The organism is Pedobacter sp. GW460-11-11-14-TSB4 (assembly GCF_059423705.1).
Map to the genome: position 1 here is coordinate 96,315 of NZ_JBWKYI010000010.1, position 23,159 is coordinate 119,473.

Annotated in this window: 15 protein-coding genes; 13 read left to right on the plus strand and 2 right to left on the minus strand. The window is 39.4% G+C overall.

The window, feature by feature from the left end; genetic code table 11:
- The first annotated feature begins 83 nt into the window (after positions 1–83).
- From trhO to AC07YT_RS12310, 8 genes are all read left to right on the plus strand, one after another.
- Positions 84–1,019, plus strand: a complete 936-nt coding sequence (gene trhO / locus AC07YT_RS12275) for an oxygen-dependent tRNA uridine(34) hydroxylase TrhO (RefSeq protein WP_086547476.1) — start codon at positions 84–86, stop codon at positions 1,017–1,019.
- A 376-nt stretch (positions 1,020–1,395) separates the two neighbouring features.
- The gene (locus AC07YT_RS12280; protein WP_086547477.1) at positions 1,396–4,296 is read left to right on the plus strand and encodes a ligand-binding sensor domain-containing protein; all 2,901 of its coding nucleotides are present in this window, start codon (positions 1,396–1,398) and stop codon (positions 4,294–4,296) included.
- A gap of 362 nt (positions 4,297–4,658) precedes the next feature.
- Positions 4,659–7,664, plus strand: coding sequence for a SusC/RagA family TonB-linked outer membrane protein (locus AC07YT_RS12285; RefSeq protein WP_086547478.1), 3,006 nt, complete (start codon positions 4,659–4,661; stop codon positions 7,662–7,664).
- Between the two features lie 11 nt (positions 7,665–7,675).
- Entirely contained in the window at positions 7,676–9,148 is a 1,473-nt protein-coding gene (locus AC07YT_RS12290; protein ID WP_494945333.1) for a RagB/SusD family nutrient uptake outer membrane protein, read from the plus strand.
- A gap of 62 nt (positions 9,149–9,210) precedes the next feature.
- Entirely contained in the window at positions 9,211–10,593 is a 1,383-nt protein-coding gene (locus AC07YT_RS12295) for a glucoamylase family protein (RefSeq protein WP_086547480.1), read from the plus strand.
- Between the two features lies 1 nt (position 10,594).
- The gene (locus AC07YT_RS12300) at positions 10,595–12,337 is read left to right on the plus strand and encodes a discoidin domain-containing protein (protein ID WP_086547481.1); all 1,743 of its coding nucleotides are present in this window, start codon (positions 10,595–10,597) and stop codon (positions 12,335–12,337) included.
- 147 nt (positions 12,338–12,484) lie between these two features.
- Complete coding sequence (gene bglX, locus AC07YT_RS12305) at positions 12,485–14,782, plus strand: beta-glucosidase BglX (protein ID WP_086547482.1); 2,298 nt, start codon at positions 12,485–12,487, stop codon at positions 14,780–14,782.
- Positions 14,783–14,932: 150 nt separating this feature from the next.
- Positions 14,933–15,712, plus strand: coding sequence for a carboxylesterase family protein (locus AC07YT_RS12310; protein ID WP_086547483.1), 780 nt, complete (start codon positions 14,933–14,935; stop codon positions 15,710–15,712).
- A gap of 161 nt (positions 15,713–15,873) precedes the next feature.
- Here AC07YT_RS12310 and AC07YT_RS12315 read toward each other — a convergent pair whose 3' ends face one another.
- Together AC07YT_RS12315 and AC07YT_RS12320 are read right to left on the minus strand one after the other, a co-directional pair.
- Complete coding sequence (locus tag AC07YT_RS12315) at positions 15,874–16,602, minus strand: YebC/PmpR family DNA-binding transcriptional regulator (RefSeq protein ID WP_086547484.1); 729 nt, start codon at positions 16,600–16,602, stop codon at positions 15,874–15,876.
- A gap of 73 nt (positions 16,603–16,675) precedes the next feature.
- Positions 16,676–17,620: an NAD-dependent epimerase/dehydratase family protein gene (locus tag AC07YT_RS12320; RefSeq protein ID WP_086547485.1), complete on the minus strand. Its 945-nt coding sequence runs from the start codon at positions 17,618–17,620 to the stop codon at positions 16,676–16,678.
- Between the two features lie 523 nt (positions 17,621–18,143).
- Here AC07YT_RS12320 and AC07YT_RS12325 point away from each other — a divergent pair.
- From AC07YT_RS12325 to AC07YT_RS12345, 5 genes are all read left to right on the plus strand, one after another.
- Positions 18,144–18,728 (plus strand): gluconate 2-dehydrogenase subunit 3 family protein, encoded by a 585-nt coding sequence (locus AC07YT_RS12325; RefSeq protein ID WP_086547486.1) that lies wholly within the window; start codon positions 18,144–18,146, stop codon positions 18,726–18,728.
- A 25-nt stretch (positions 18,729–18,753) separates the two neighbouring features.
- Positions 18,754–20,454: a GMC oxidoreductase gene (locus AC07YT_RS12330; protein ID WP_478359641.1), complete on the plus strand. Its 1,701-nt coding sequence runs from the start codon at positions 18,754–18,756 to the stop codon at positions 20,452–20,454.
- Between the two features lie 84 nt (positions 20,455–20,538).
- Entirely contained in the window at positions 20,539–21,696 is a 1,158-nt protein-coding gene (locus tag AC07YT_RS12335) for a Gfo/Idh/MocA family protein (protein WP_086547488.1), read from the plus strand.
- Positions 21,697–21,705: 9 nt separating this feature from the next.
- Positions 21,706–22,758, plus strand: a complete 1,053-nt coding sequence (locus AC07YT_RS12340) for a sugar phosphate isomerase/epimerase family protein (protein ID WP_086547489.1) — start codon at positions 21,706–21,708, stop codon at positions 22,756–22,758.
- A gap of 16 nt (positions 22,759–22,774) precedes the next feature.
- Positions 22,775–23,158, plus strand: coding sequence for a c-type cytochrome (locus tag AC07YT_RS12345; protein ID WP_086547490.1), 384 nt, complete (start codon positions 22,775–22,777; stop codon positions 23,156–23,158).
- Position 23,159 lies beyond the last annotated feature (1 nt).

Sequence of the window (23,159 nt, forward strand, 5' to 3'; positions counted from 1 at the left end):
CTACCGTAAGCCTTTTAGCCTTCAACCTTTTTTACTATCTTTGCCCCGCTTTAAACGCCGTTTGCAACGGTATCAATAGCGTTATGAAAAAATATCAGACACTACTTTACTATTGCTATAGTTACATAGCAGATGCAGAACAATTTGCTGCCGATCATCTTAAATTTTGTAAATCGTTAGACCTGGTTGGACGTATTATCGTTGCCGATGAAGGATTAAACGGAACGGTTTCCGGAACCGTTGAGTCTTGCGATGCTTATATGAAAGCGGTACACGCCGATGAAAGATTTGCAAAAACAGAATTTAAAATAGACCAGGTTGAAGAGCCTTCTTTCCTGAAGATGCATTGCCGTTATAAATCAGAAATTGTACATTCTGGTTTAAGGGATACCTCAATCATTAATCCGAATGAAAAAACAGGCAAACATTTAGAACCTGTAGATTTCATGAAAATGAAGGATGATGAGGATGTAATTATCCTTGATGTTCGTTCTAATTATGAGCATAATTTAGGTAAATTTAAAAATGCAGTAACGCTTGATATTGAAAATTTTCGCGATTTTCCTGAGCAGATTAATCAACTTGCCCAATACAAAGACAAGAAAATATTAACCTATTGTACCGGTGGTATTAAGTGCGAAAAGGCTTCTGCTTTGCTTTTACACCATGGTTTTAATGATGTTTATCAATTACACGGTGGCATTATTAAATACGGAAAAGAAGCTGGTGGTAAAGACTTTGAAGGCAAATGTTATGTTTTCGACAACCGCATTGCAGTTGATGTAAATGAGGTAAATCCTACTATTGTTTCGGTTTGCTATAACTGTGGTAAAACTACCCCAAAAATGATTAATTGCGCCAATCCGGAGTGTAATGAGCACATTACCCAATGCGACGAATGTGGCGATCAGCTTCAGGGTTGCTGCTCAACAGCATGCACCACTAACCCACGCAAGCGCCCGTATGATGGTACTGGTTATTATGTAAAGGTTCCGCAGCCTGTTGCTGTGAAGGCGTAAAGAAATTAAGTTACTATAAATATAATCCTCTTTTCAAGAGAATTTATCTTTCAACGGATCAAACTGACTGACAAGGGGTTATTATCAATGTGATAACCCCTTGAAATCGTGAAATTATGGTATCGTCACCCTGAATTCATTTCAGGGTCTACCTTGCAGGAAAGATGCTGAAATAAATTCAGCATGACGATCGCATTAGGCAATGAGTATTAGCCACACTTAGCTATGAACCATCAAACTATAAGCCATAAACTGTAACATGAACCACTTACCTAAGCAATTTGGCAATCAACCATGAACTAAAAAACCATTAACGCCAGGACAACGGTTAAACGCTCGCCCGTATTAAACAATTTTTCATTTACTTTGTGTAATAATGGCTTTACCCGGTTACCATTTTATGCTAAACTACTTCAGGCTGCTAATACTGCTATGCTGCTTCGCTATAAATACCTATGCATCAGAAATTAAAAGCATAGGCGTTCCCTATATAGAAAATTATCCAAAATCTGTTTATTCATCCGGTAACCAGAACTGGAGCATAGCAAAAGATAAAAATGGCGTAATGTACTTTGGCAATGCCGAAGGATTATTAACTTTCGATGGGCGTTACTGGCAGAAATACCAGATGCCGAACAGGCAGATCGTGCGATCAGTCGCTACAGACAAAGGCAGGATTTACACAGGAAGTTTTGGCGAGTTCGGCTACTGGTCCATTAAGAACAACAAACTAAGCTACAGCTCACTTACCAATTTACTACCAAAAGGCGTCAAAATCAATGATGAAGTTTGGAAAATTTATGTTGACCAGAATCGGGTAATTTTCCAATCTTTTTCGAAGATTTTTATCTACAAAAACAACAAAATCGAGGTCATAAAATCCCCGTCCTCATTTCTTTTCCTTCATAAGGTAAACAGCAGGTATATTATCGAGGTGCTCGAAAAAGGTTTATTTGAACTTATTGGTAACCAATTAATCCATATCCCAAACAGCGAAAAGCTGGGCAAAGAGGGCATATTGTCTATTCTCCCTTATAAAACCAATGGCCTGATCATCGGCACAAGTAAAAACGGGCTATTTACGTATGATGGAAAAGATTTCAGTCCCTTAAATACGAGCGCCAACAACTATCTTAAAACCTATCAGCTCAATAATGGTGTGAGTTTACTGGGCAAATATTTTGCATATGGTACCATCCTTAACGGTTTGATTATTATTGATGAAAATGGAAAAGTTGTTCAACGCATCAATAAATCCAGTGGTTTACAAAACAATACTGTTTTAAGTTTATATGCCGATAATGAGCAAAATCTTTGGGCAGGGCTGGATAACGGGATCGACCGGATAGAACTTAATTCACCCTTATATTTTTATTTCGATAAAACGGGTCAGTTTGGAACTGTGTATTCCAGTATTATCTTCAACAATAAAATTTATCTGGGTACCAATCAGGGCTTGTTTTATAGCCAATGGTCGCCAGATAACCTCCTACCCTTTAATTTTCAGTTAATCCCCAACTCACAAGGCCAGGTATGGGAACTAACCATTATCGATAATGAGTTAATATGTGGTCACAACAGCGGTACATTTAAAGTAAATGGCGATAAAATTGACTGGCTATCGAGATCTTCAGGTGGCTGGACCATTAAAAAGTTAAATTCAAATCCAAATTACCTTATTCAGGGCACCTATACAGGGCTTTCGCTATATACAGAATCTTCGGCTTCGGGATTAAAATTTGCTACTAAAATTGCAGGTTTTGATGCCCCATCAAGATATGTGGAACAAGACAACAAAGGAGACATCTGGGTGGCACATGCCTACAAAGGTTTATATAAGCTTAGCTTAAGTGCCAATTATGCGGGGGTAACCAGCACTAAATACTTCGACGAAAAAAACGGGCTTCCCGGCAATTACAACATTAATATATTCAACCTAGAGAACAAGATTGTTTTTTCTTCTGATGCCGGCTTTTATACCTACGATGAGCTAAGTGATAAATTCACCAAATACGAAGCCCTCAATAAAGAGCTTGGTTCTTTTGAGTCTTCCAATAAGATTATTAATGCAGGGGGTAAAAAATACTGGTTTATCAATCATGGCAAAACTGCTTTGGTTAATTTTAGCGAACCAGGCAAGGTAGAAATAGATTCAAATCAGTTTAGCATTTTAGATGGCCGGATGGTTCAATATTATGAGAATATAAGCCGCATCAGCAATTCTATTTACCTGATTAGTGTTGATGATGGTTTTGTGATCTATAACCCAACAGCCAGGCTCAATGCGCAAAAGCAAAAACTTCCTGCAGTCTTGATTAGGCGCGTAGAGGATATTACGGATAAGTTTTCACTCATCAGCGAAGCGGGTAATTGCGAGGAATCAACAGAGATCCAAAACAGCCGTAACAATATCCGTATTTCCTATGCACTCCCTTATTACCGGCAGGCTAAGGTTAAATATCAGTTTTACTTAGAAGGCTATTCGAGGGCATGGTCTGACTGGACTTATGCCACAGAGAAAGATTTCACCAACTTAAGTGCAGGCAATTATATTTTTAAAGTAAGGGCAAAAACAGACGACAGCTCAGTAAGTGAGGAAGCCGTTTACACATTTACCATTTTACGCCCCTGGTATTTAAACAACTGGGCCATTTTGTGCTATGCCATCTTATTTGTGGTTGTATTAATTCTGGGCAAGAAAATTTATGAAAGAAAACTCCGCAGGGATAGTCAAAAAATCAGCGACCGTTTACAGGCGGAGCAGGAAGAGATATTAAGACAGGAAACTGAAACCAACGAGAAACAGATCATCAAACTCCAAACGGAGAAATTACAGGCCGAATTAGCCTCGAAAAACAGAGAACTGGCCAATTCAGCCATGACCCTTGTTTATAAAAACGAACTACTCCAAAAACTGAGTGATGAGATCACTAAATTAAAAGATGAAAACGGGAAAAAGCTATCTGATGATCAGACACGCAAAATCCAGAAAGTGATCAATGATGGCATGAACGATGAACGTGACTGGCATTTGTTTGAAAACAGTTTTAACGAGGCGCACGAGAGTTTCTTTAAAAAGTTAAAAGCACAACATCCAGATCTTGTTCCGAACGATTTAAAACTCTGTGCCTACCTCAGGATGAACATGAGCAGTAAGGAAATGTCGTCACTGTTGAACATCAGTTTAAGGGGTGTAGAAATACGCCGGTATCGCCTGCGCAAAAAGCTCGAGGTACCTCACGACAAAAACTTAACTGAGTTTTTGATGGAGCTTTAATCTTCGCTATAATCAAATTCAGCGATCAAAATTACTTCGCTAAGCCTCGGGAACGTTTGCATAAAAAACAGTTTTTGAGTCTTTTTCTGGCTATCTTACCAAATCGGCACTACATCATTACCTCTCATGGCTGGTTTCTTAGCCCCACAAAACACTTAGTGTTAGTTATACACTTGTGCATGTGTTAATGTTATGTTAAAATCTAAAAAAACTGCGTTTTTAGCCTAAAATGGCATCTGGTTTATTTCGTTGAGATACCCCATCGCACCCTTTGATGTATTAATGTAGAGGTAAAAACACTTGCACATCAACAAAAACAACCTCACATTTAACTAACAATTAAACTAAATTAATAATAAAGCATGAAAAGAATCTTTACAAGAATTTCTGTTCTCGCTGCATTTTGTTTGCTAACAATTAACGTAGCACTAGCGCAAAACATTACTGTAAAAGGTAAGGTAATTGATGGAGGTGATAAGACACCTCTACCAGGCGTAACTATCTTAGTTAAAGGAACACAAAATGGCACGCAAACAGATGTGAACGGCAACTACTCTATAAGCGTGCCGGGTGACGCCACATTGGTATTTAACTTTGTAGGTTATACAGCACTTGAGCAAGCTGTAAACAATCAAACTACCCTGAATGTATCATTAGCTTCATCAACACAACAACTAGAGCAGGTTGTGGTTGTAGGTTATGGTACGCAACGTAAAATTGATGTCACAGGGGCTGTGGCTTCGGTAAAAGGGGAAGATATTTCAAAACAAGCTTCAGTAAATCCAGTTGGTGCACTGCAAGGTAAAGTTGCTGGTGTTTCAATTACCAATACGGGTACACCTGGTGGTTCTCCAACAATAACCATTAGGGGTACAGGAACAATTTATGGTAAAAGTGTCCCTTTATATGTGGTTGATGGTGTTTGGTACGATGATATCAACTTCTTAAATCCTGCAGACATTGCAAACATCAGTATTCTAAAAGACGCCTCTGCCCAATCTATTTATGGTATTAGAGCTGCAAACGGCGTGGTTTTGGTAACAACAAATAAAGGTAAGAAAGGCGATGCTGTAATTAATTATAATGGTACAGTTGGCTTCCAAAAAGTTACCAATCAGGTTGAAATGGCAAATGCTAGTGAATACGCTGCTGCAGTTAATGAGGCTTATGCACTTCAAGGTGCTCAGCCTTTATTTGCAAATACAAATTTAGGTGAAGGTACTAACTGGTATGATGTTGTTTTAAGAGAAGCGTTGGTTACGAACCACCAGCTTTCTATTAGTGGTGGAAGCGAGAAATCTACCTACAACTTATCATTAGGTTATTTAAACCAAGATGGTATCGTTAAAAACAACAATTATAAAAGATATACAGCAAGATTATCAAATGATTTTCAAATTTTCCAGCCATTAAAAATTGGATATAATGTTACGGCGACATCAAGCAAATCTAAAGATGCTCCTTCAACCATTTTCAGAGCATTGTACGCAGCTTCTCCAGTTGTTCCTGTATTTAATGCTGATGGAAGCTACGGAGATCCAAATGCCTTTAACTTAGGTAATGGTAGTAACATGAACCCACAGGCAACGCTGGATTTTTTCAATCAACAAACTACAAAATATAAAGTTACTGGTAATGTGTATGCAGAATTGAAATTTTTAAAAGATTTTACTTTCAAAACAAGTTTCGGTGGTGATTTTGGCCAGGAGGAAGTTCGAGGTTATATTCCTGTTTATAAAGCCAGTAATACTCAACAAAATACCAACAGTAGATTAGATATTGATCGCATCGAAAATAGAAACTGGATTATAGAAAACACTTTAACATATGATAAAAAATGGACAGACCATAGCTTAACAGTTCTTGTTGGACAAACAGCTCAGCGTAATAAAATGTATACCATTAATGCTGATGCATTAAATGTTCCTTACACATCAGAAGGCGACTTATATTTAGCCTTGGGAAACGCAGCAAGTCGAAATATTACAGATAGTGGAGAGTTGTCAACATTTGCATCTTATTTTGCTAGAGTAAATTATAGTTACAAAAACAGATATCTATTAAATGCTTCGATCAGGAGAGATGGAGCATCACAATTTTTCGGATCAGATAACTTATGGGGTAATTTCCCTTCAATCGGAGCTGGATGGGTAATTTCGAATGAAGAATTTATGAAAGATCAAAAGATCTTTAGTAACTTAAAACTTCGGGGTAGCTGGGGTAAAGTTGGAAACGCAGGTGTTCCTTTCAACCCATCAACTCAAACAGTTGATCAATCTGCTGGCTTAGTTGCAATCTTCGGAGGTCTTCCATACACAGGTGCAAGTATACGTTCAATCGTTCCTCCTTTCTTATTATGGGAAAGAAGTGCAGGAACAGATGTTGGTTTAGAGATGGGATTCTTAAACAACAGATTAACGGTTGAAGCCGATTATTACAGCAGAAAAACTGAACAAGCCATTTTCGATATTCCAGTATTTGGAAACTTAGGTACAGCAAACAGCACTTTAATTGCTAACCAGGCAGATATTCAGAATCGTGGTTTTGAGTTTTCTGCTACCTGGGCAGATAAAACCGAAGGAGGATTTTCTTACTCTGTTAGTGGAAACGTGGGGATTAATAATAATAAAGTATTAAATGTAACTTCAGGATCAAACCCTATCTACAGAGGTGGTGCTGGTATTACGAGTGGATACCTTTCTACCAGAACGGTGAATAACCGCCCAATAGGTGAGTTCTTCGGATACCAAGTAGAAGGTGTTTTCCAAACAGATGCTGAAGCTGCTGCATGGCCAGGTTTTAAAAGAGGTGATTTTAAATATGCAGACATTAATGGTGATGGAATTATCGACTTGAGAGATAGAGTTGTTCTTGGTAACCCGAATCCTAAATTTACCTACGGTGTTAACACCAACTTTGCTTACAAAAACTTCGACTTAACTTTAGACATTCAGGGTGTGGCAGATGTTGATGTATTTAATGCCAACTTAAGTAACCGTTTTGGTAATGAAAATTACACTAAAGATTTCATTAGTAACCGCTGGACGAGTGCCGGAACTTCAAACACTTATGCATCTGCAAGTTTGGCTAGTGGCTTAAATAATGCACCTAATTCATTCTATGTAGAGAAAGGTGATTATATCAGATTGAGAAACATTCAACTTGGATATACACTTCCACAAGTAATTAGCAACAAAATGAAAATGCAGCGTTTAAGGTTATTCGTAAATGCACAAAATGCTGTTAATATTTTTGGATACAAAGGTTTCAGCCCTGAGGTTGGCGGAGCTCCAACGAATGCAGGAATTGATACAAACGTTTATCCTTTATTCGCTACTTATAACTTCGGAGTTAACGTAACTTTCTAATCGACATCAAAATGAAAAAATATATAAACTTACCGTCTTGCATTTATGCCACCATTTTTGGCACAATGTTATTTACATCATCATGTAAAAAAGACTTCTTAAACGTTCCACCTCAAGGCCAGCAACCTTCTGTTACTTTTTGGAAAACACAAGATGATGCATTGAAGGGTGTGAATGCTATTTACGCTCAGCTTAGAAGTTGGGATAATGTTGCATTTAATGCAATTGCCATTGAAAGTACAGGATCTGACGAGGCTGATAAAGGTAGCACACCAACTGATGCTACATTCTTTAACTTGTTCGATCAATTTACTGTAACTTCTACTCAAGGTAGCTTACAAGGATTTTGGACTGGGCAGTATCAAAACATCAATCTTTGTAATCAAGTACTGGATAACGTACCTAATATTGGTATGGATGCATCACTAAAAGCAAGAATTTTAGCTGAGGCTAAATTTATTCGTGCATACTCTTATTTTAGATTGGTTAGGGCTTACGGCAATGTTCCATTAAGACTTACAGTACCTAAAGACAACTCGGAGTACAATATTCCACAAAGTGATAAAGCCGTAGTGTACGCTCAAATCGAGAAAGACTTAACAGACGCAGCGGCAGTATTACCTCAGTCCTATGCATCAACTGATTTGGGAAGAGCGACTAAAGGTGCCGCTTTAGGTATGAAAGCTAAAGTTGCGATGTATCAGAAGAAGTGGGCAGATGTATTGGCGCTCACGAATCAGGTTATGACTTTAGGTTATGATTTATTTCCTGATTTTGAAAAAGGATTTAGAGTAGCTAATGAAAACAGTGTTGAATCAATTTTCGAGGTTCAGGCTGAATTATTACCAAGCAACTCTGCTGCATCAAACTCTCAGTATAGCCAAGTTCAGGGTGTTGCAGGAGTAATGGGCTGGGGATTTAATACGCCTTCAGCAGAGTTAGAGGCTGCCTTTGAAACTGGTGACCCGCGAAAAGATGCAACAATATTATTCAGAGGAGAAACTACACCTCAGGGTGATCTTGTTCCTACAACCGTTCCTAATGCACGTTACAATCAAAAATCATATGTTCCTTTTAATACAAGGGTTTCAGGTTTCAATGAAGGTGCGCAACAAAACATTAGGGTATTAAGATTTTCTGACATCTTACTAATGAACGCAGAAGCAGCAAATGAACTAGGTAATAATGCCCAAGCCCTAACTTCTTTAAATAGAGTTAGAAAAAGAGCACGGGGTGCAAGTGTCACAATCTTACCTGATGTTACTACGACAGACCAAACAGCTTTAAGAAATGCAATCTGGAAAGAAAGACAGGTTGAGCTTGCTATGGAAAACGATCGTTATTTCGACGTAATCAGACAAGGTAGAGCACTTGCCATTTTTGGCCCAAAAGGATGGAAAGCCAATAAAAATGAAGTTTGGCCTGTTCCTCAAACTGAAATTGATTTAAGTGGGGGGTTACTTAAACAAAATCCCGGTTACTAAAATTATCATAAAGTAAAGGTTGCTAGTTAAATCTGGCAGCCTTTATTTCTTTATCCAAGCCCATGTTTAAAATAGACCTAAAGAAAATTACTCATTTACTTATAGCCGTAAGCTGTTCTTCTTTGTTTATTACAGCTTGTACGAAAAGTAAAAATACCAACTATAATCCTGACCTATCAATCAGGAAAAATCTTTCCGATATAGAACTATTAGATCTGGTTCAAAAACAAACCTTCCAGTATTTTTGGGATGGAGCCGAACCCACTTCAGGAGCGGGCAGAGAGCGTTTCCATGTGGATAATGTATATCCTGAAAATGACAAAAACACAGTGGCTACCGGAGCAACGGGCTTTGGACTAATGGCTATTTTAAGCGGGATTGACAGGGGTTATGTGACCAAAAAAGATGGATTAGACCGTTTAAATAAAATACTGGATTTTTTAACCAAAGCCGATCGCTTTCATGGGGCATGGCCGCATTGGATAAATGGCGAAACCGCTAAAGTACGTCCGTTTGGGCGAAAAGATAATGGAGGTGATCTTGTCGAAACTTCTTTCGTTGCACAGGCTTTAATCTGCATCAACGAATATTATAAAAATGGAACCGAACCCGAAAAAGCATTGGCAAAAAAAGCCGATGAGCTTTGGAAAGGTATCGATTTCAACTGGTACCGCAACGGACAAAATGTGTTGTATTGGCACTGGTCGCCAGAGTACAATTGGGAAATGAACTTTCCTGTTAAAGGCTATAACGAATGTTTAATCATGTACGTTATGGCCGCCTCATCTCCTACGCATGGCATCCCTGCCGAAGTTTATCATGAGGGTTGGGCAAGAGGAGGTGCAATTAAAGCTAATTTCGATCTCTATGGCCATCATATCCCATTAGATTATCAAGGTGCAAAAAATTCTGTAGGTCCTTTATTTTGGGCACATTATTCCTATTTAGGCTTAAACCCAAAAGGCTTAAAAGACCGCTATGCCGATTATTGGGAAAACAATGTCAATCAAACATTGGCCATTCACGATTACTGTGTAGCCAATCCAAAGAAATTTAAAGGTTATGGCGAAAATAACTGGGGCTTAACTGCCAGTTATTCGGTAAAAGGTTATGCCGCGCACAGCCTTCAGGAAGATTTCGGGGTAATCTCTCCCACTGCTGCCATATCATCTATCCCATACACCCCAAAAGAATCGATGAAGGTCATCAGACACCTTTACGAAAACCTGGGCGATAAAGTGTGGGGCAAATACGGTTTTTATGATGCCTTTTCAGCGCAGGACAATTGGTATCCAAAAAGATATTTGGGGATCGATCAGGGGCCGATGGTGGTGATGATCGAAAATTACAGATCAGGGCTGCTGTGGAAATTATTTATGGGAAATAAAGATGTTCAGAGCGGGTTAAACAAATTAGGTTTCGACCATCCAGCTTTAAAAAAATAAAATGAGAAAGTTAATTACATTAATATTTTTGGTCTGCACGATTTCCGCTTTTGCACAGAAACAAAAAACCTACTGCAATCCAATTAATGTTGATTATGGATACACACCCTTCGAATCTTTTACCGAATGGGGCAAACACCGGGCAACGGCCGATCCGGTGATTGTAAATTATAAGGGCGATTTCTACCTTTTCAGTACCAACCAGTGGGGTTATTGGCATAGTGCCGATATGCTGAACTGGAAATTCCACGAAAGAAAATTTCTTCGTCCATGGAACAAAACAAAAGATGAACTCTGTGCACCAGGAGTAGGCATTGTTGGCGATACCATGGTGGTTTTCGGCAGCACCTATACTAAAAACTTCACCTTATGGGGAAGTACCGACCCTAAAGGGAACAAATGGTTTCCATTGGTAGATTCGTTAGAAATTGGCGGCTGGGATCCATCCTTTTTTACCGATGATGATGGCAAATTTTACATGTACAATGGGAGCAGCAATAACTACCCCATGTACGGTGTAGAATTAGACCGCAAAACTTTTCAGCCTAAAGGTACGCGCACGCCTATGTACCTGCTTCAGAGCTGGCGTTATGGCTGGCAGCGTTTTGGCGAATATATGGACGATACTTTTCTCGATCCTTTTGCCGAAGGCGCATGGATGACCAAACATAATGGCAAATATTACTTTCAATACGGCGCACCGGGAACCGAATTTAGCGGTTATGCTGATGGTGTGGTGGTTGGAAGCAAGCCTTTATTTTACGATAGCCCATCTGTACCACAATCTGATCCTTTAAGTTATAAAGGCGGTGGATTTTCTCGCGGTGCAGGTCATGGTGCTACCTTTCAGGATAACAGCAAAAACTACTGGCACATTTCTACCAGCATTATTTGTGTAAAAAATACCTGGGAGCGCAGAATGGGTATCTGGCCAACAGGTTTTGATAAAGATGATGTGATGTGGACGAATACTGCCTTTGGCGATTATCCACTCTATTTACCTGCCGAAAGGAAAGAAGGTGGACCGGCGGGTCCGGGCTGGATGCTCATCAACTATAAAAAGCCGGTAACTGTTTCTTCTACATTAGGCAGCTTTAATGCCAATAATGCCGTTGATGAAAGCATTAAAACCTACTGGAGCGCCAAAACCGCAAATAACGGAGAATGGATCCAGACTGATCTGGGCAGCCTGGCTACCGTTAATGCCGTCCAGATTAATTATGCCGATCAGGATGCCGAATTTATTGGTAAACAAACGGGCATTTATCATCAATACAAAATCCTGTCTTCAACCGACGGAAAAAAATGGACTACCCTTGTTGATAAAAGCCAGAACAAAACCGATGTACCACATGATTATATCGAGCTCCAAAAGCCAGTTAAAACCAGGTTCATCAAAATGGTCAACATCCACATGCCTACAGGTAAATTCGCCATTAGCGGATTACGTGTTTTCGGAAACGGAAATGGTGAAAAACCAACAAAAGTTAATAACCTGATTGTACTGCGGACAGAAAAAGATAAACGCAGTGCCTACATCAAATGGCAACCCGTTGATCGTTCATTTGCCTATAATCTTTACTATGGTACAGCACCAGATAAATTGTACAACTGCATCATGATCCACGATTTTAACGAATATTGGTTCAAAGCAATGGACAGCCAAAAAGCGTACTATTTTGCTATTGAAGCAATAAATGAAAATGGCGTATCGGCAAAAACCGAAGTGAAGAAAGTTGATTAATAAAATAGCGCACGCTCGTTTGTAACGAATGTGAAAATAAACAATCGCTTAAAGCGATTAACATCTAACCCGATGAAATCGTAAAGTGATTAGGCACTCGCTGGAAACGAGCGCCAGCATTTAATAAAAGAATAAAATACACACATAATGAAGAGAGCGAATATCCTGGTTGTTTTTTTAACCCTGCTTGTACTGAACGGATCAGCACAAACCAAAAAACCTGTTTCGACAGAAGAGGCAAAGATGAATACTTTCATCAGCAACCTCATGGCGAAAATGACTGTTGATGAAAAAATTGGTCAGCTGAACCTGCCTAGTTCTGGCGATATCACGACCGGACAAGCCAACAGCAGCGACATTTCTAAAAAAATCAGAGAGGGACAGGTAGGTGGATTATTTAACATCAAAGGTGTAGATAAGATAAAGGCAGTTCAAAAAATTGCAGTAGAAAACAGCCGCATGAAAATTCCTTTACTTTTTGGAATGGATGTGATCCACGGTTACAATACGGTTTTCCCAATTCCATTGGGCATGAGCTGTGTATGGGACATGAATACCGTACAAAAATCGGCCAGGGTTGCCGCAATAGAAGCCAGTGCAAGTGGTATCAACTGGACCTTCTCTCCTATGGTTGATATTTCGAGAGATCCACGCTGGGGCCGCATTTCAGAAGGAAGTGGCGAAGATGCTTATTTAGGTTCGCAAATTGCTGCCGCCATGGTAAAAGGTTATCAAGGAAAACTCCAGGCCACTAACGAAATTTTAGCCTGCGTAAAACACTATGCGCTTTACGGTGCAGCCGAGGCCGGTAGAGATTACAATACCACCGACATGAGCAAAGTGCGCATGTACAACGAATATTTTCCACCTTACAAAGCCGCTGTTGATGCTGGTGCAGCCAGCATTATGGCCTCTTTCAATGAGGTTGATGGCATCCCTGCAACTGGTAGCAAATGGTTAATGACCGATGTTTTACGCAATCAATGGGGTTTTAAAGGCTTTGTGGTAACCGATTATACCGGTATTCCTGAAATGATTGCACACGGCATGGGCGATTTACAAACGGTTTCTGCCCTGGCTCTAAATGCAGGCATTGATATGGATATGGTAGGCGAAGGCTTTCTGGGTACGCTAAAAAAATCATTAGCAGAGAAAAAAGTTGGCATCACACAGATAGACAGGGCTTGCCGCTTGGTGCTTCAGGCCAAATATAAACTGGGTTTATTTGCTGATCCTTATAAATTCTGCAACACAGAAAGAGCAGAAAAAGAGGTTTTTAGTCCAGCCAATCGTCAGGTTGCACGCGAAATTGCAGCAGAAAGTTTTGTGTTATTAAAAAACAAAAATAATGTACTTCCGTTAAAAAAATCAGGTACAATCGGTTTAATTGGCCCATTGGCAGATAACACGGCCAACATGTATGGTACCTGGAGTGTTGCTGCGCTTTTTGATCAATCGGTAACAGTACTTCAAGGTTTAAAAAATGTGATTGGAGATAAGGCGAAGATTTTAACCGCACGCGGGGCTAATTTTTTAGCAGATTCTACCATGGAACACCGTTATGTAAACATCCACAACCCTACCTACAAACGCGACCCACGCACAGAAGCTGAAATGATTAAAGAAGCTTTAGAAGTGGCCAAAAAATCGGATGTGATTGTAGCTACCATTGGTGAGGGTTCTGAGTTTACAGGCGAAAGTAGCAGTGTTACCGACATCCAGATTCCCGAAACACAGAAAAACCTGTTAAAAGCTTTGGCTAAAACAGGCAAGCCAGTGGTATTGGTATTGTTTACGGGCCGTCCCTTAGCCTTGAACTGGGAACAGGAAAATATCCCGGCTATTTTAAATGTATGGTTCCCCGGTAGTGAAGCAGGAAATGCAATTGCTGATGTACTTTTTGGTGATGTAAATCCTTCTGGCAAATTGAGTACCACTTTCCCTCAAAACGTGGGTCAGGTACCATTATACTATGCACATAAAAACACCGGTCGACCTTTGGCTGAAGGCAAATGGTTCGAAAAATTCCGTTCCAACTATTTAGATGTAAGCAATGATCCTCTATATCCATTCGGTTTTGGTTTAAGCTATACCTCATTTACTTACAGTGATGTTAAACTGAGCGCAAATACATTAAGCAAAGGAAAATCGATCACCGCATCGGTTACGTTAAGTAATACTGGGAAATATGAGGGTAAAGAGGTTGTTCAATTATACATTCAGGATCTTGTTGGAAGCATTACCCGCCCGGTTAAAGAGCTAAAAGGTTTCCAGAAAATTAATTTAAAAGCCGGAGAAAGTAAAACCATCACTTTCAATATTTCCGAAAACGATCTTAAATTTTACAATGCTGATTTAAAATTCGTTGCAGAACCCGGCGATTTTAAAGTATTTATAGGAACAAATTCACGCGATGTAAAAGAAACATCTTTTACGCTGAAATAAAGACAATTAGGTTTGGTTATAAACCCTGTGCTATTGTAAAATAGCCAGGGTTTTCTATTTTTGTTAAATGAAACCATCATAATTTATCAAACAACACACGGTAATAACAAATGATGATCGCTTCATTACCATTAAAACAATCTTAAACAGATGAAAAAGATTATTCTAACTATCTGCATTCTTTTTTCTGTACTCTTTTTAAACGCTCAAGACTTAAAAAAATACGACAAGGGAAGCTACATCAAAGGAAAGGATTCTATTTACTACAGAATTCTGTTTCCCGAGAATTTTAATCCCGACCAAAAATATCCAATCATCTTCTTCCTCCATGGAAGTGGCGAAAGAGGGAATGATAATGCCAGTCAACTCGTACACGGTGGAAAATTGTTTTTAAAAAATGATCTACGCAAAAATTTCCCTGCTATTGTGGTTTTCCCACAATGCCCATCAAACGATTTTTGGGCAAATGCCAACTTTGAGAGAGATGCCAAAGGCAAAAGAAGAATCAGTTTTGTAGAGGGTGGCAAACCCACCAAAATTATGCATGCGCTGCAGGGAATGGTTAAAAACTTCCTTAATAAACCCTATGTTAATAAAAAACAGGTATATGTAGGCGGTTTATCAATGGGCGCAATGGGTACCTACGAATTGTTAAGAAGAGAACGCCGTAAATTTGCCGCAGCCATTGCCATTTGTGGTGGAGACAATACCAACAACATTAAAAAATACCAGAAAATACCCTTATGGATTTTTCATGGTGCAAAAGATGATGTTGTTGATCCGGCTTTTTCTATTGCCATTGCCGAACGTTTGAAAACGGTTGGCGATGAGGTGAAGTTTACCCTGTATCCAAACGCCAACCACAATAGCTGGGACAGCGCCTTTGCCGAACCGGAGTTGTTAAGCTGGTTGTTTTCGCACAAGAAATAGTAGATTAATTAAACCTCGCAGGTTTCCTTTCGATCGTCACCCTGAATTTATTTCAGGGTCTTTCTTAGATAGATGCTGAAACAAGTTCAGCATGACGATAATTGCACAAAAAAAGGGCTTAAAGAAAAATCTTTAAGCCCTTGTAAATTATTCAATTGATGTTACTCCGCCATATTATGGTAAACGGCCTGCACATCATCATCTTCCTCCAGCTTATCGATCAATTTCATAACATCAGCAGCTTGCTCTTCTGTAACCTCGTGATGAGATAAAGCAATACGCTCTAATTTTGAACTTTTTAACTCGATACCTTTCTCCTCTAATGCTTTTTGCAAAGAGCCAAAGTTTTCGAATGCGCCCTGCGCAACAGCAATATCATTGCCTTCTTCATCGGCCTCTACATAAAGTTCCTCTAAACCAGCATCAATTAATTCGAATTCTAATTCTTCCAGGTCTAAACCTTCTGCAGGTACGAAACGGAAAATAGATTTGCGGTTAAAAATAAAATCCAGTGATCCGGTTTTACCCAAAGAGCCATCAGTTTTATTAAAATAACTACGAACATTGGCAACCGTACGATTGGTATTGTCAGTAGCAGTTTCAATTAAAACGGCTACACCGTGTGGCGCATAACCTTCGTATACAATTTCTTCATAGTTGGCCATCGATTTATCAGATGCACGCTTAATTGCAGCTTCTACCCGATCTTTTGGCATGTTAACGGCTTTCGCATTTTGCATAGCCGTACGTAAACGGGAGTTGGTTTCCGGATGAGGTCCTGATTCCTTAACCGCCATTACGATATCTTTACCAATACGCGTAAACTGAACCGCCATTTTGGCCCAACGCTTAAATTTTCTCTCTTTTCTAAATTCGAATGCTCTTCCCATTTTGTAGTATTGAGATATAAGATTTGAGATATGAGACCTTATGCCTTCAACCTTCCAACCCTCTACCTTTATATTATTTTTTTAAATTTTTTAACATATCTGCTGTCAGTTTCGATAAATCGAATTCTGGTTTCCATCCCCAATCTTTTGCTGCATAGTTATCGTCGATAGAACGCGGCCAGCTATTTGCAATTTGCTGACGAGGATCGTTAGCGCCGTAAGTTAATGTAAATTCCGGAATATGTTTTCTGATTTCGGCAGCCAAAACCTCAGGTGTAAAACTTACTCCACCAAAATTATAGCTGCTGCGCACCGAAATCTGATCTGCCGGTGCATCCATCAGCTCAATTGTACCGCGGATGGCATCATCCATATACATCATTGGTAATTCTGTATCTGCACTTAAGAAACTCTGATAACTCCCTTTTTTCAATGCATCGTGGAAAATGTGGATCGCATAATCTGTAGTTCCACCACCTGGGGCAGCTTTCCAGCTGATTAATCCCGGATAACGGATACTACGAACATCCAATCCGTATTTTTGGTTATAATATTCGCACCAGCGCTCTCCTGCCAGTTTACTGATTCCGTAAACAGTATTCGGATCCATTACACAATATTGTGAGGTATTATCTTTTGGCGAATTCGGACCAAATACCGCAATAGAACTTGGCCAGTATACTTTTGCAGTTTTATATTCTAAAGCTAAATCTAAAACATTCAATAAGCCATTCATATTTAAATCCCAGGCTAGCTTTGGATTTTGCTCTCCTGTGGCCGATAATAAAGCCGCTAAAAGGTAAACCTGTGTTGGTCTGTATTTATGAAAAATACCATTGATCATTTCTTTATCAAGTACATTCACAAATTCAAACGGTGCAGAGTTTTTGATATCATAATCCGGCCTGCGTATATCGCATGCAACTACATGATCATCACCATATATTTTACGTAACATGGTTACCAACTCGGTACCAATTTGCCCGTTAGAGCCTAAAACAACAATTTTTTCTTGCATAATTTTTTTGAGATTGAGCAAAGGTAAAAAAATGAGATAAAAGGCAATAAAATATTTATACTTAGTGTATAACTTCAGTTATGAACATCCGGATAATCATAACTCATATCTATCATCCCAAACTTTCATCCTGCCATTTCTCCTGATATAAGTCCATAATTTCAGCGCCATCAAATGAGCTGAATTACACCATTACCGGTGTATAACCAAAAGCTATAATTACTTCAAAAAAAATCGGGTTTCGACTAATTTTTTCCCTAAAAAACGGGCGTTTTTAAATTTATTAGTAAATAATATGCTTACCTGTACTAAATGTACTTTTTACACCAAGTAAAATGACGACAAAAACCCGCTTTAAACAACAATAGAGCTATAAAAAACTACTTATTTAGAATAATTATTCGGAGTAACAATCACGTTGCGTATCAATAATTTAACTGTAAAAAATTAATCTTTCCGTTATATTTTTTCTAATATTACTAATTCAACACATAAGTAACCAATATATAAAATCATAAAGACGATGCACAGAAGAGAAGCACTCAAAAACGTTGCATTTTTGCTGGGAGGAGCAATCTCGGCAAGTACAATGGGCGTTTTATTTGAAAGTTTTACGCTCCCGGAAAACGAAAAGAACTTTGTCCTCTATTCATTGGAAGACGAAAAGATTTTTGCTGAATTTGCTGATATTATTGTCCCGACGACCAAATCATCTGCTGGTGCCAAAGCTGCAGGCTTAGGAAAATTTATTCCAATGATGATGAAAGATTGTTATCCTGCGGCAATGCAAACCTCATTTGCACAAGGTTTTAAAGATCTTCAGGCTAAATCAAAGAAAGATTTCGGAAAAAATTATATCACTTTAACACCAGCTGAGCGTAAAAAACTAATGATCGATTTAAGGGCCATTGCGCTTGCCCAAAAAGAGAGCAAATCAGAAGAGAATAAAGATTTAGCTTACTTTTTTATTACCGCAAGAGATTTAACCTTACTCGGTTATTATTCTTCAGAAATTGGTTGCACCAAAGCACGCGAATATGTGCTTATTCCAGGCCGGTATGATGGCAATGCACCATTAAAACCAGGTCAAAAATCCTGGGCAACCTAATTTCTAACTCCAACAACAAAACATCATGAATTTAAATACAAATTTAAAAGCAGAAAACACTTACGATGCTATTGTAATAGGATCGGGGATTAGTGGCGGCTGGGCTGCAAAAGAGCTTACTGAAAAGGGCTTACGCGTGTTAATGCTCGAAAGAGGAATGAACATCGAGCACATCACCGGTTACGAAACGGCCATGAAAAATCCTTGGGATTTTAAACATGCAGGTAAACTTACCGAAGAGCAAAAACGTACCCACCCTGTGCAAAAAAGAGATTATCCTTACCAGGAAGCAAACGAAAAATGGTGGGTAAACGATTTAGAATGTCCATATACTGAAGATAAACGTTTCGACTGGTACCGTGGTTTCCACGTGGGTGGAAAATCGTTAATGTGGGGTCGCCAAAGTTACCGTTTAAGTGATCATAACTTTGAAGATAACGCAAGAGACGGACATGGAAGCGACTGGCCGGTTCGATATGCAGAACTTTCGCCATGGTACGATTATGCTGAACGTTTTGCAGGGATCAGTGGTTCGAAAGAAAACTGGCCTACCTGCCCTGACGGACAGTTTTTACCTCCAATGGATTTAAACATTGTTGAAAAATCGGTAAAAGCACGTATCGAAGAACATTATAAAAGAGAACGGATTATGATGATTGGCCGTGTAGCCAATCTTACTGTGCCACATAAAGGACGTGGCAATTGCCAGTACAGAAATTTATGTAGCCGTGGTTGTCCGTTTGGTGCATATTTCAGTACTCAATCTTCTACCCTGCCTGCGGCTATGGCAACTAAACGTTTAACGTTAAGGCCGTACTCTATCGTAAATCATATTATTTATGATAAAGACACTAAAAAAGCTAAAGGTGTAATGGTTATTGATGCTGAAACCAACAAAACGATGGAATTTTATGCTAAAATCGTTTTTGTAAATGGTTCTACATTAGGTTCAACATTCGTTTTGTTAAACTCTACATCAGAAGCACATCCAAACGGGTTGGGCAATGGAAGTGGACAGTTAGGACACAATTTAATGGATCACCATTTCCGTTGCGGAGCATCTGGAGAAGCTGAAGGTTTTGACGATAAATACACTTACGGACGCCGTGCAAACGGAATTTATATCCCGAGGTATCAGAATATCGGAAACGACAAACGCGATTACCTGCGTGGTTTTGGATATCAGGGTGGTGCAAGCAGGGCAAACTGGCAAGGTGATGTGGCTGAATTATCTTTCGGTGCCGATTTAAAACAAAAAATGACTACCCCAGGCAAATGGTCTATGGGCTTGGGCGGTTTCGGAGAGATGTTACCTTATTACGAAAACAAGGTATACATCGATAAAACCAAAAAAGATAAATGGGGACAACCCGTATTGGCTATCGATTGCGAGTACAAAGAAAACGAGAAAAAAATGCGTGTGGATATGATGAATGATGCTGCCGAAATGTTAGAAAAGGCCGGTATGAAAAACATCAAAACATTCGATAATGGCTGTTATCCAGGTATGGCGATCCACGAAATGGGTACCGCAAGGATGGGTAACGATCCTAAAACTTCTGTATTGAATAAATGGAACCAGATGCATGAAGTAAATAACGTTTTTGTAACCGACGGATCGTGTATGCCATCAATCGCTTGCCAAAACCCATCGTTAACATTTATGGCTTTAACTGCCCGTGCCTGCGATTACGCTGTAAAAGAATTAAAGAAAAAGAATATCTAGAAAGGTTTAAGGTAAAAGGTTTAAGGTATAGGGTTTAATCTCCCTATGCCCTAAGCCTTTAGCCCTATACCCCATACCTCAAAAATGAAAAGAAAATTAAGAATGGGCATGATAGGCGGTGGAAAAGACGCTTTTATCGGTGCCGTACACCGTTTGGCTGCCAATATGGACGGCCTTATTGAATTATCTGCCGGAGCTTTAAGTGTAAATCCTGAAATTGGCTACGAATCTGGAAAACTCCTTTTTCTTCCGGATAACAGAATTTATACCAATTACGAAGAAATGCTGACGAAGGAAAGTGAATTGCCAGCAGATGAAAGAATCGATTTTGTAACCATCGTTACGCCAAATTTTGCTCACTTTGCCCCTGCAATGATGGCTTTGGATAAAGGTTTTAACGTAGTCATCGAAAAACCGATGACCTTAACTTTAGAAGAAGCAAAACAGCTGCAAGCTAAAGTAGAAGAAACTGGCTTAACATTATGTTTAACCCACACCTACTCGGGTTATCCAATGGTTAAACAAGCCAAACAAATGGTGAGTGAAGGTGCTTTGGGTGCGATCAGAAAAATCATGGTCGAATATCCTCAAGGCTGGTTAAGTACCCTATCTGAGCGTGAAGGAAATGCACAGGCAGCCTGGCGTACCGATCCATCTAAAACCGGAAAAAGTGGTAGCATGGGCGATATCGGTACACACGCCGCTCATTTGGCAGAATATATCACTGGTTTAAAAATCACTAAAATCTGTGCAGATTTAAATATTGTTGTTCCAGGTAGAGCGATTGACGATGATGGAAACGTATTGTTAAAATTCGATAATGGTGCTAACGGTGTTCTGGTAGCATCGCAAATTGCTGCCGGAGAAGAAAATGCTTTGAAAATTAAAGTTTATGGCGAAAAAGGTGGTATGGAATGGCACCAGATGGAACCAAACACCTTAATTGTGAAATGGTTAAATGCCCCTGCTCAAATCTACAGAACAGGCAATGGTTACATGGGCAGTTTCGCTCAGCACAATACCCGTACACCAGGTGGCCACCCGGAAGGTTACTTGGAAGCATTTGCAAATATTTATAGAAATTTCGCATTAACAGTAGATGCAAAGTTGAATAACGAACAACCTACGGCTGCAATGTTAGACTTTCCAGGTACTGAAGATGGTATTAGAGGTATGGCATTTATCGAAAATGTAGTGGCCTCCAGCCAATCAGACCAAAAGTGGTTAGATTATAAATTATAACAATCAAGCATGACAACGATAAAAGGACCAGCAGTATTTTTAGCACAGTTTATAAGCGACGAAGCCCCATTTAACTCCCTTGACAGCATTTGTGAATGGGCAGCAGGTTTAGGTTTTAAAGGCATTCAGATGCCAACCTTAGATGCAAGATTTATTGATCTGCAAAAGGCTGCTGAAAGCAAAACCTATGCTGATGAACTGAAAGGGAAAATCGCTTCTTATGGCTTAGAAATTACTGAACTTTCTACACACTTACAAGGTCAGCTGGTTGCGGTGCACCCTGCTTACGATGATCTGTTTGATGCCTTTGCACCAAAAGAAGTACACAAAAACCCAAAAGCAAGAACAGAGTGGGCTGTGCAACAAATGAAATATGCGGCTAAAGCCTCTCAAAACTTAGGTTTAAATGCCCATGCCACATTTAGTGGTTCATTATTGTGGCAATATTTCCACCCCTGGCCACAACGCCCGGCGGGATTGGTTGAAGAAGGTTTTGCAGAATTGGCAAAACGCTGGACGCCCATCTTAAACGAATTCGACCAATGTGGCGTTGATATTTGCTACGAGATACATCCTGGCGAAGATTTATTTGATGGCGAAACTTACGAAATGTTCCTCGCTGCAGTAAATAATCATCCTAGGGCATGCTTATTGTATGACCCATCTCACTTTGTGTTGCAACAATTGGATTACATTCAGTACATCGATTTTTACCACGAACGCATAAAAGCCTTCCATGTTAAAGATGCAGAATTTAACCCTACAGGCAAACAAGGCACTTTTGGTGGATACCAGAGTTGGGCAAACCGTGCTGGTCGTTACCGCTCACCAGGTGATGGTCAGGTTGATTTTAAAACCATTTTTAGTAAATTGGCGCAATATGATTTTAAAGGTTGGGCCGTTATGGAATGGGAATGCTGTATTAAAAACCAACAAGATGGTGCCCGCGAAGGCGCAGCATTTATCAAAAACAATATCATTAATGTAACCGATAAAGCATTTGACGATTTTGCAGCATCGGGTAGTGATAGCGCTTTCAATAAAAGAATATTAGGATTATAAGAATAACAAAACACACATGAAAAAAACATTTTTAATTTTAGGCGCCGTAGTCATTTTTATGGCGTCGTTTTCAAAGGCTGATTTATCGAGAGAGAAAACTGTAGTTGCAACAGCAACAATGACAAAGCATGCTGCTTTTCAATCCAATCCGGGAGAAAAACTGATCAATAAATCAGACTGTCTGGGTTGCCATAACAAGACCAACAAAATTATTGGTCCGGCTTACGTAGAAATTGCAAAAAAATATCCGGCTACCGAGAAAAACATCAACATGTTAGCCGATAAGATTATTAAAGGTGGAACAGGCGTTTGGGGCAACATGCCAATGACTGCTCATGCTACACTTAAAAAAGACGATGCAAAATTAATGGTAAAGTACATTTTATCCCTAAAAAAATAAT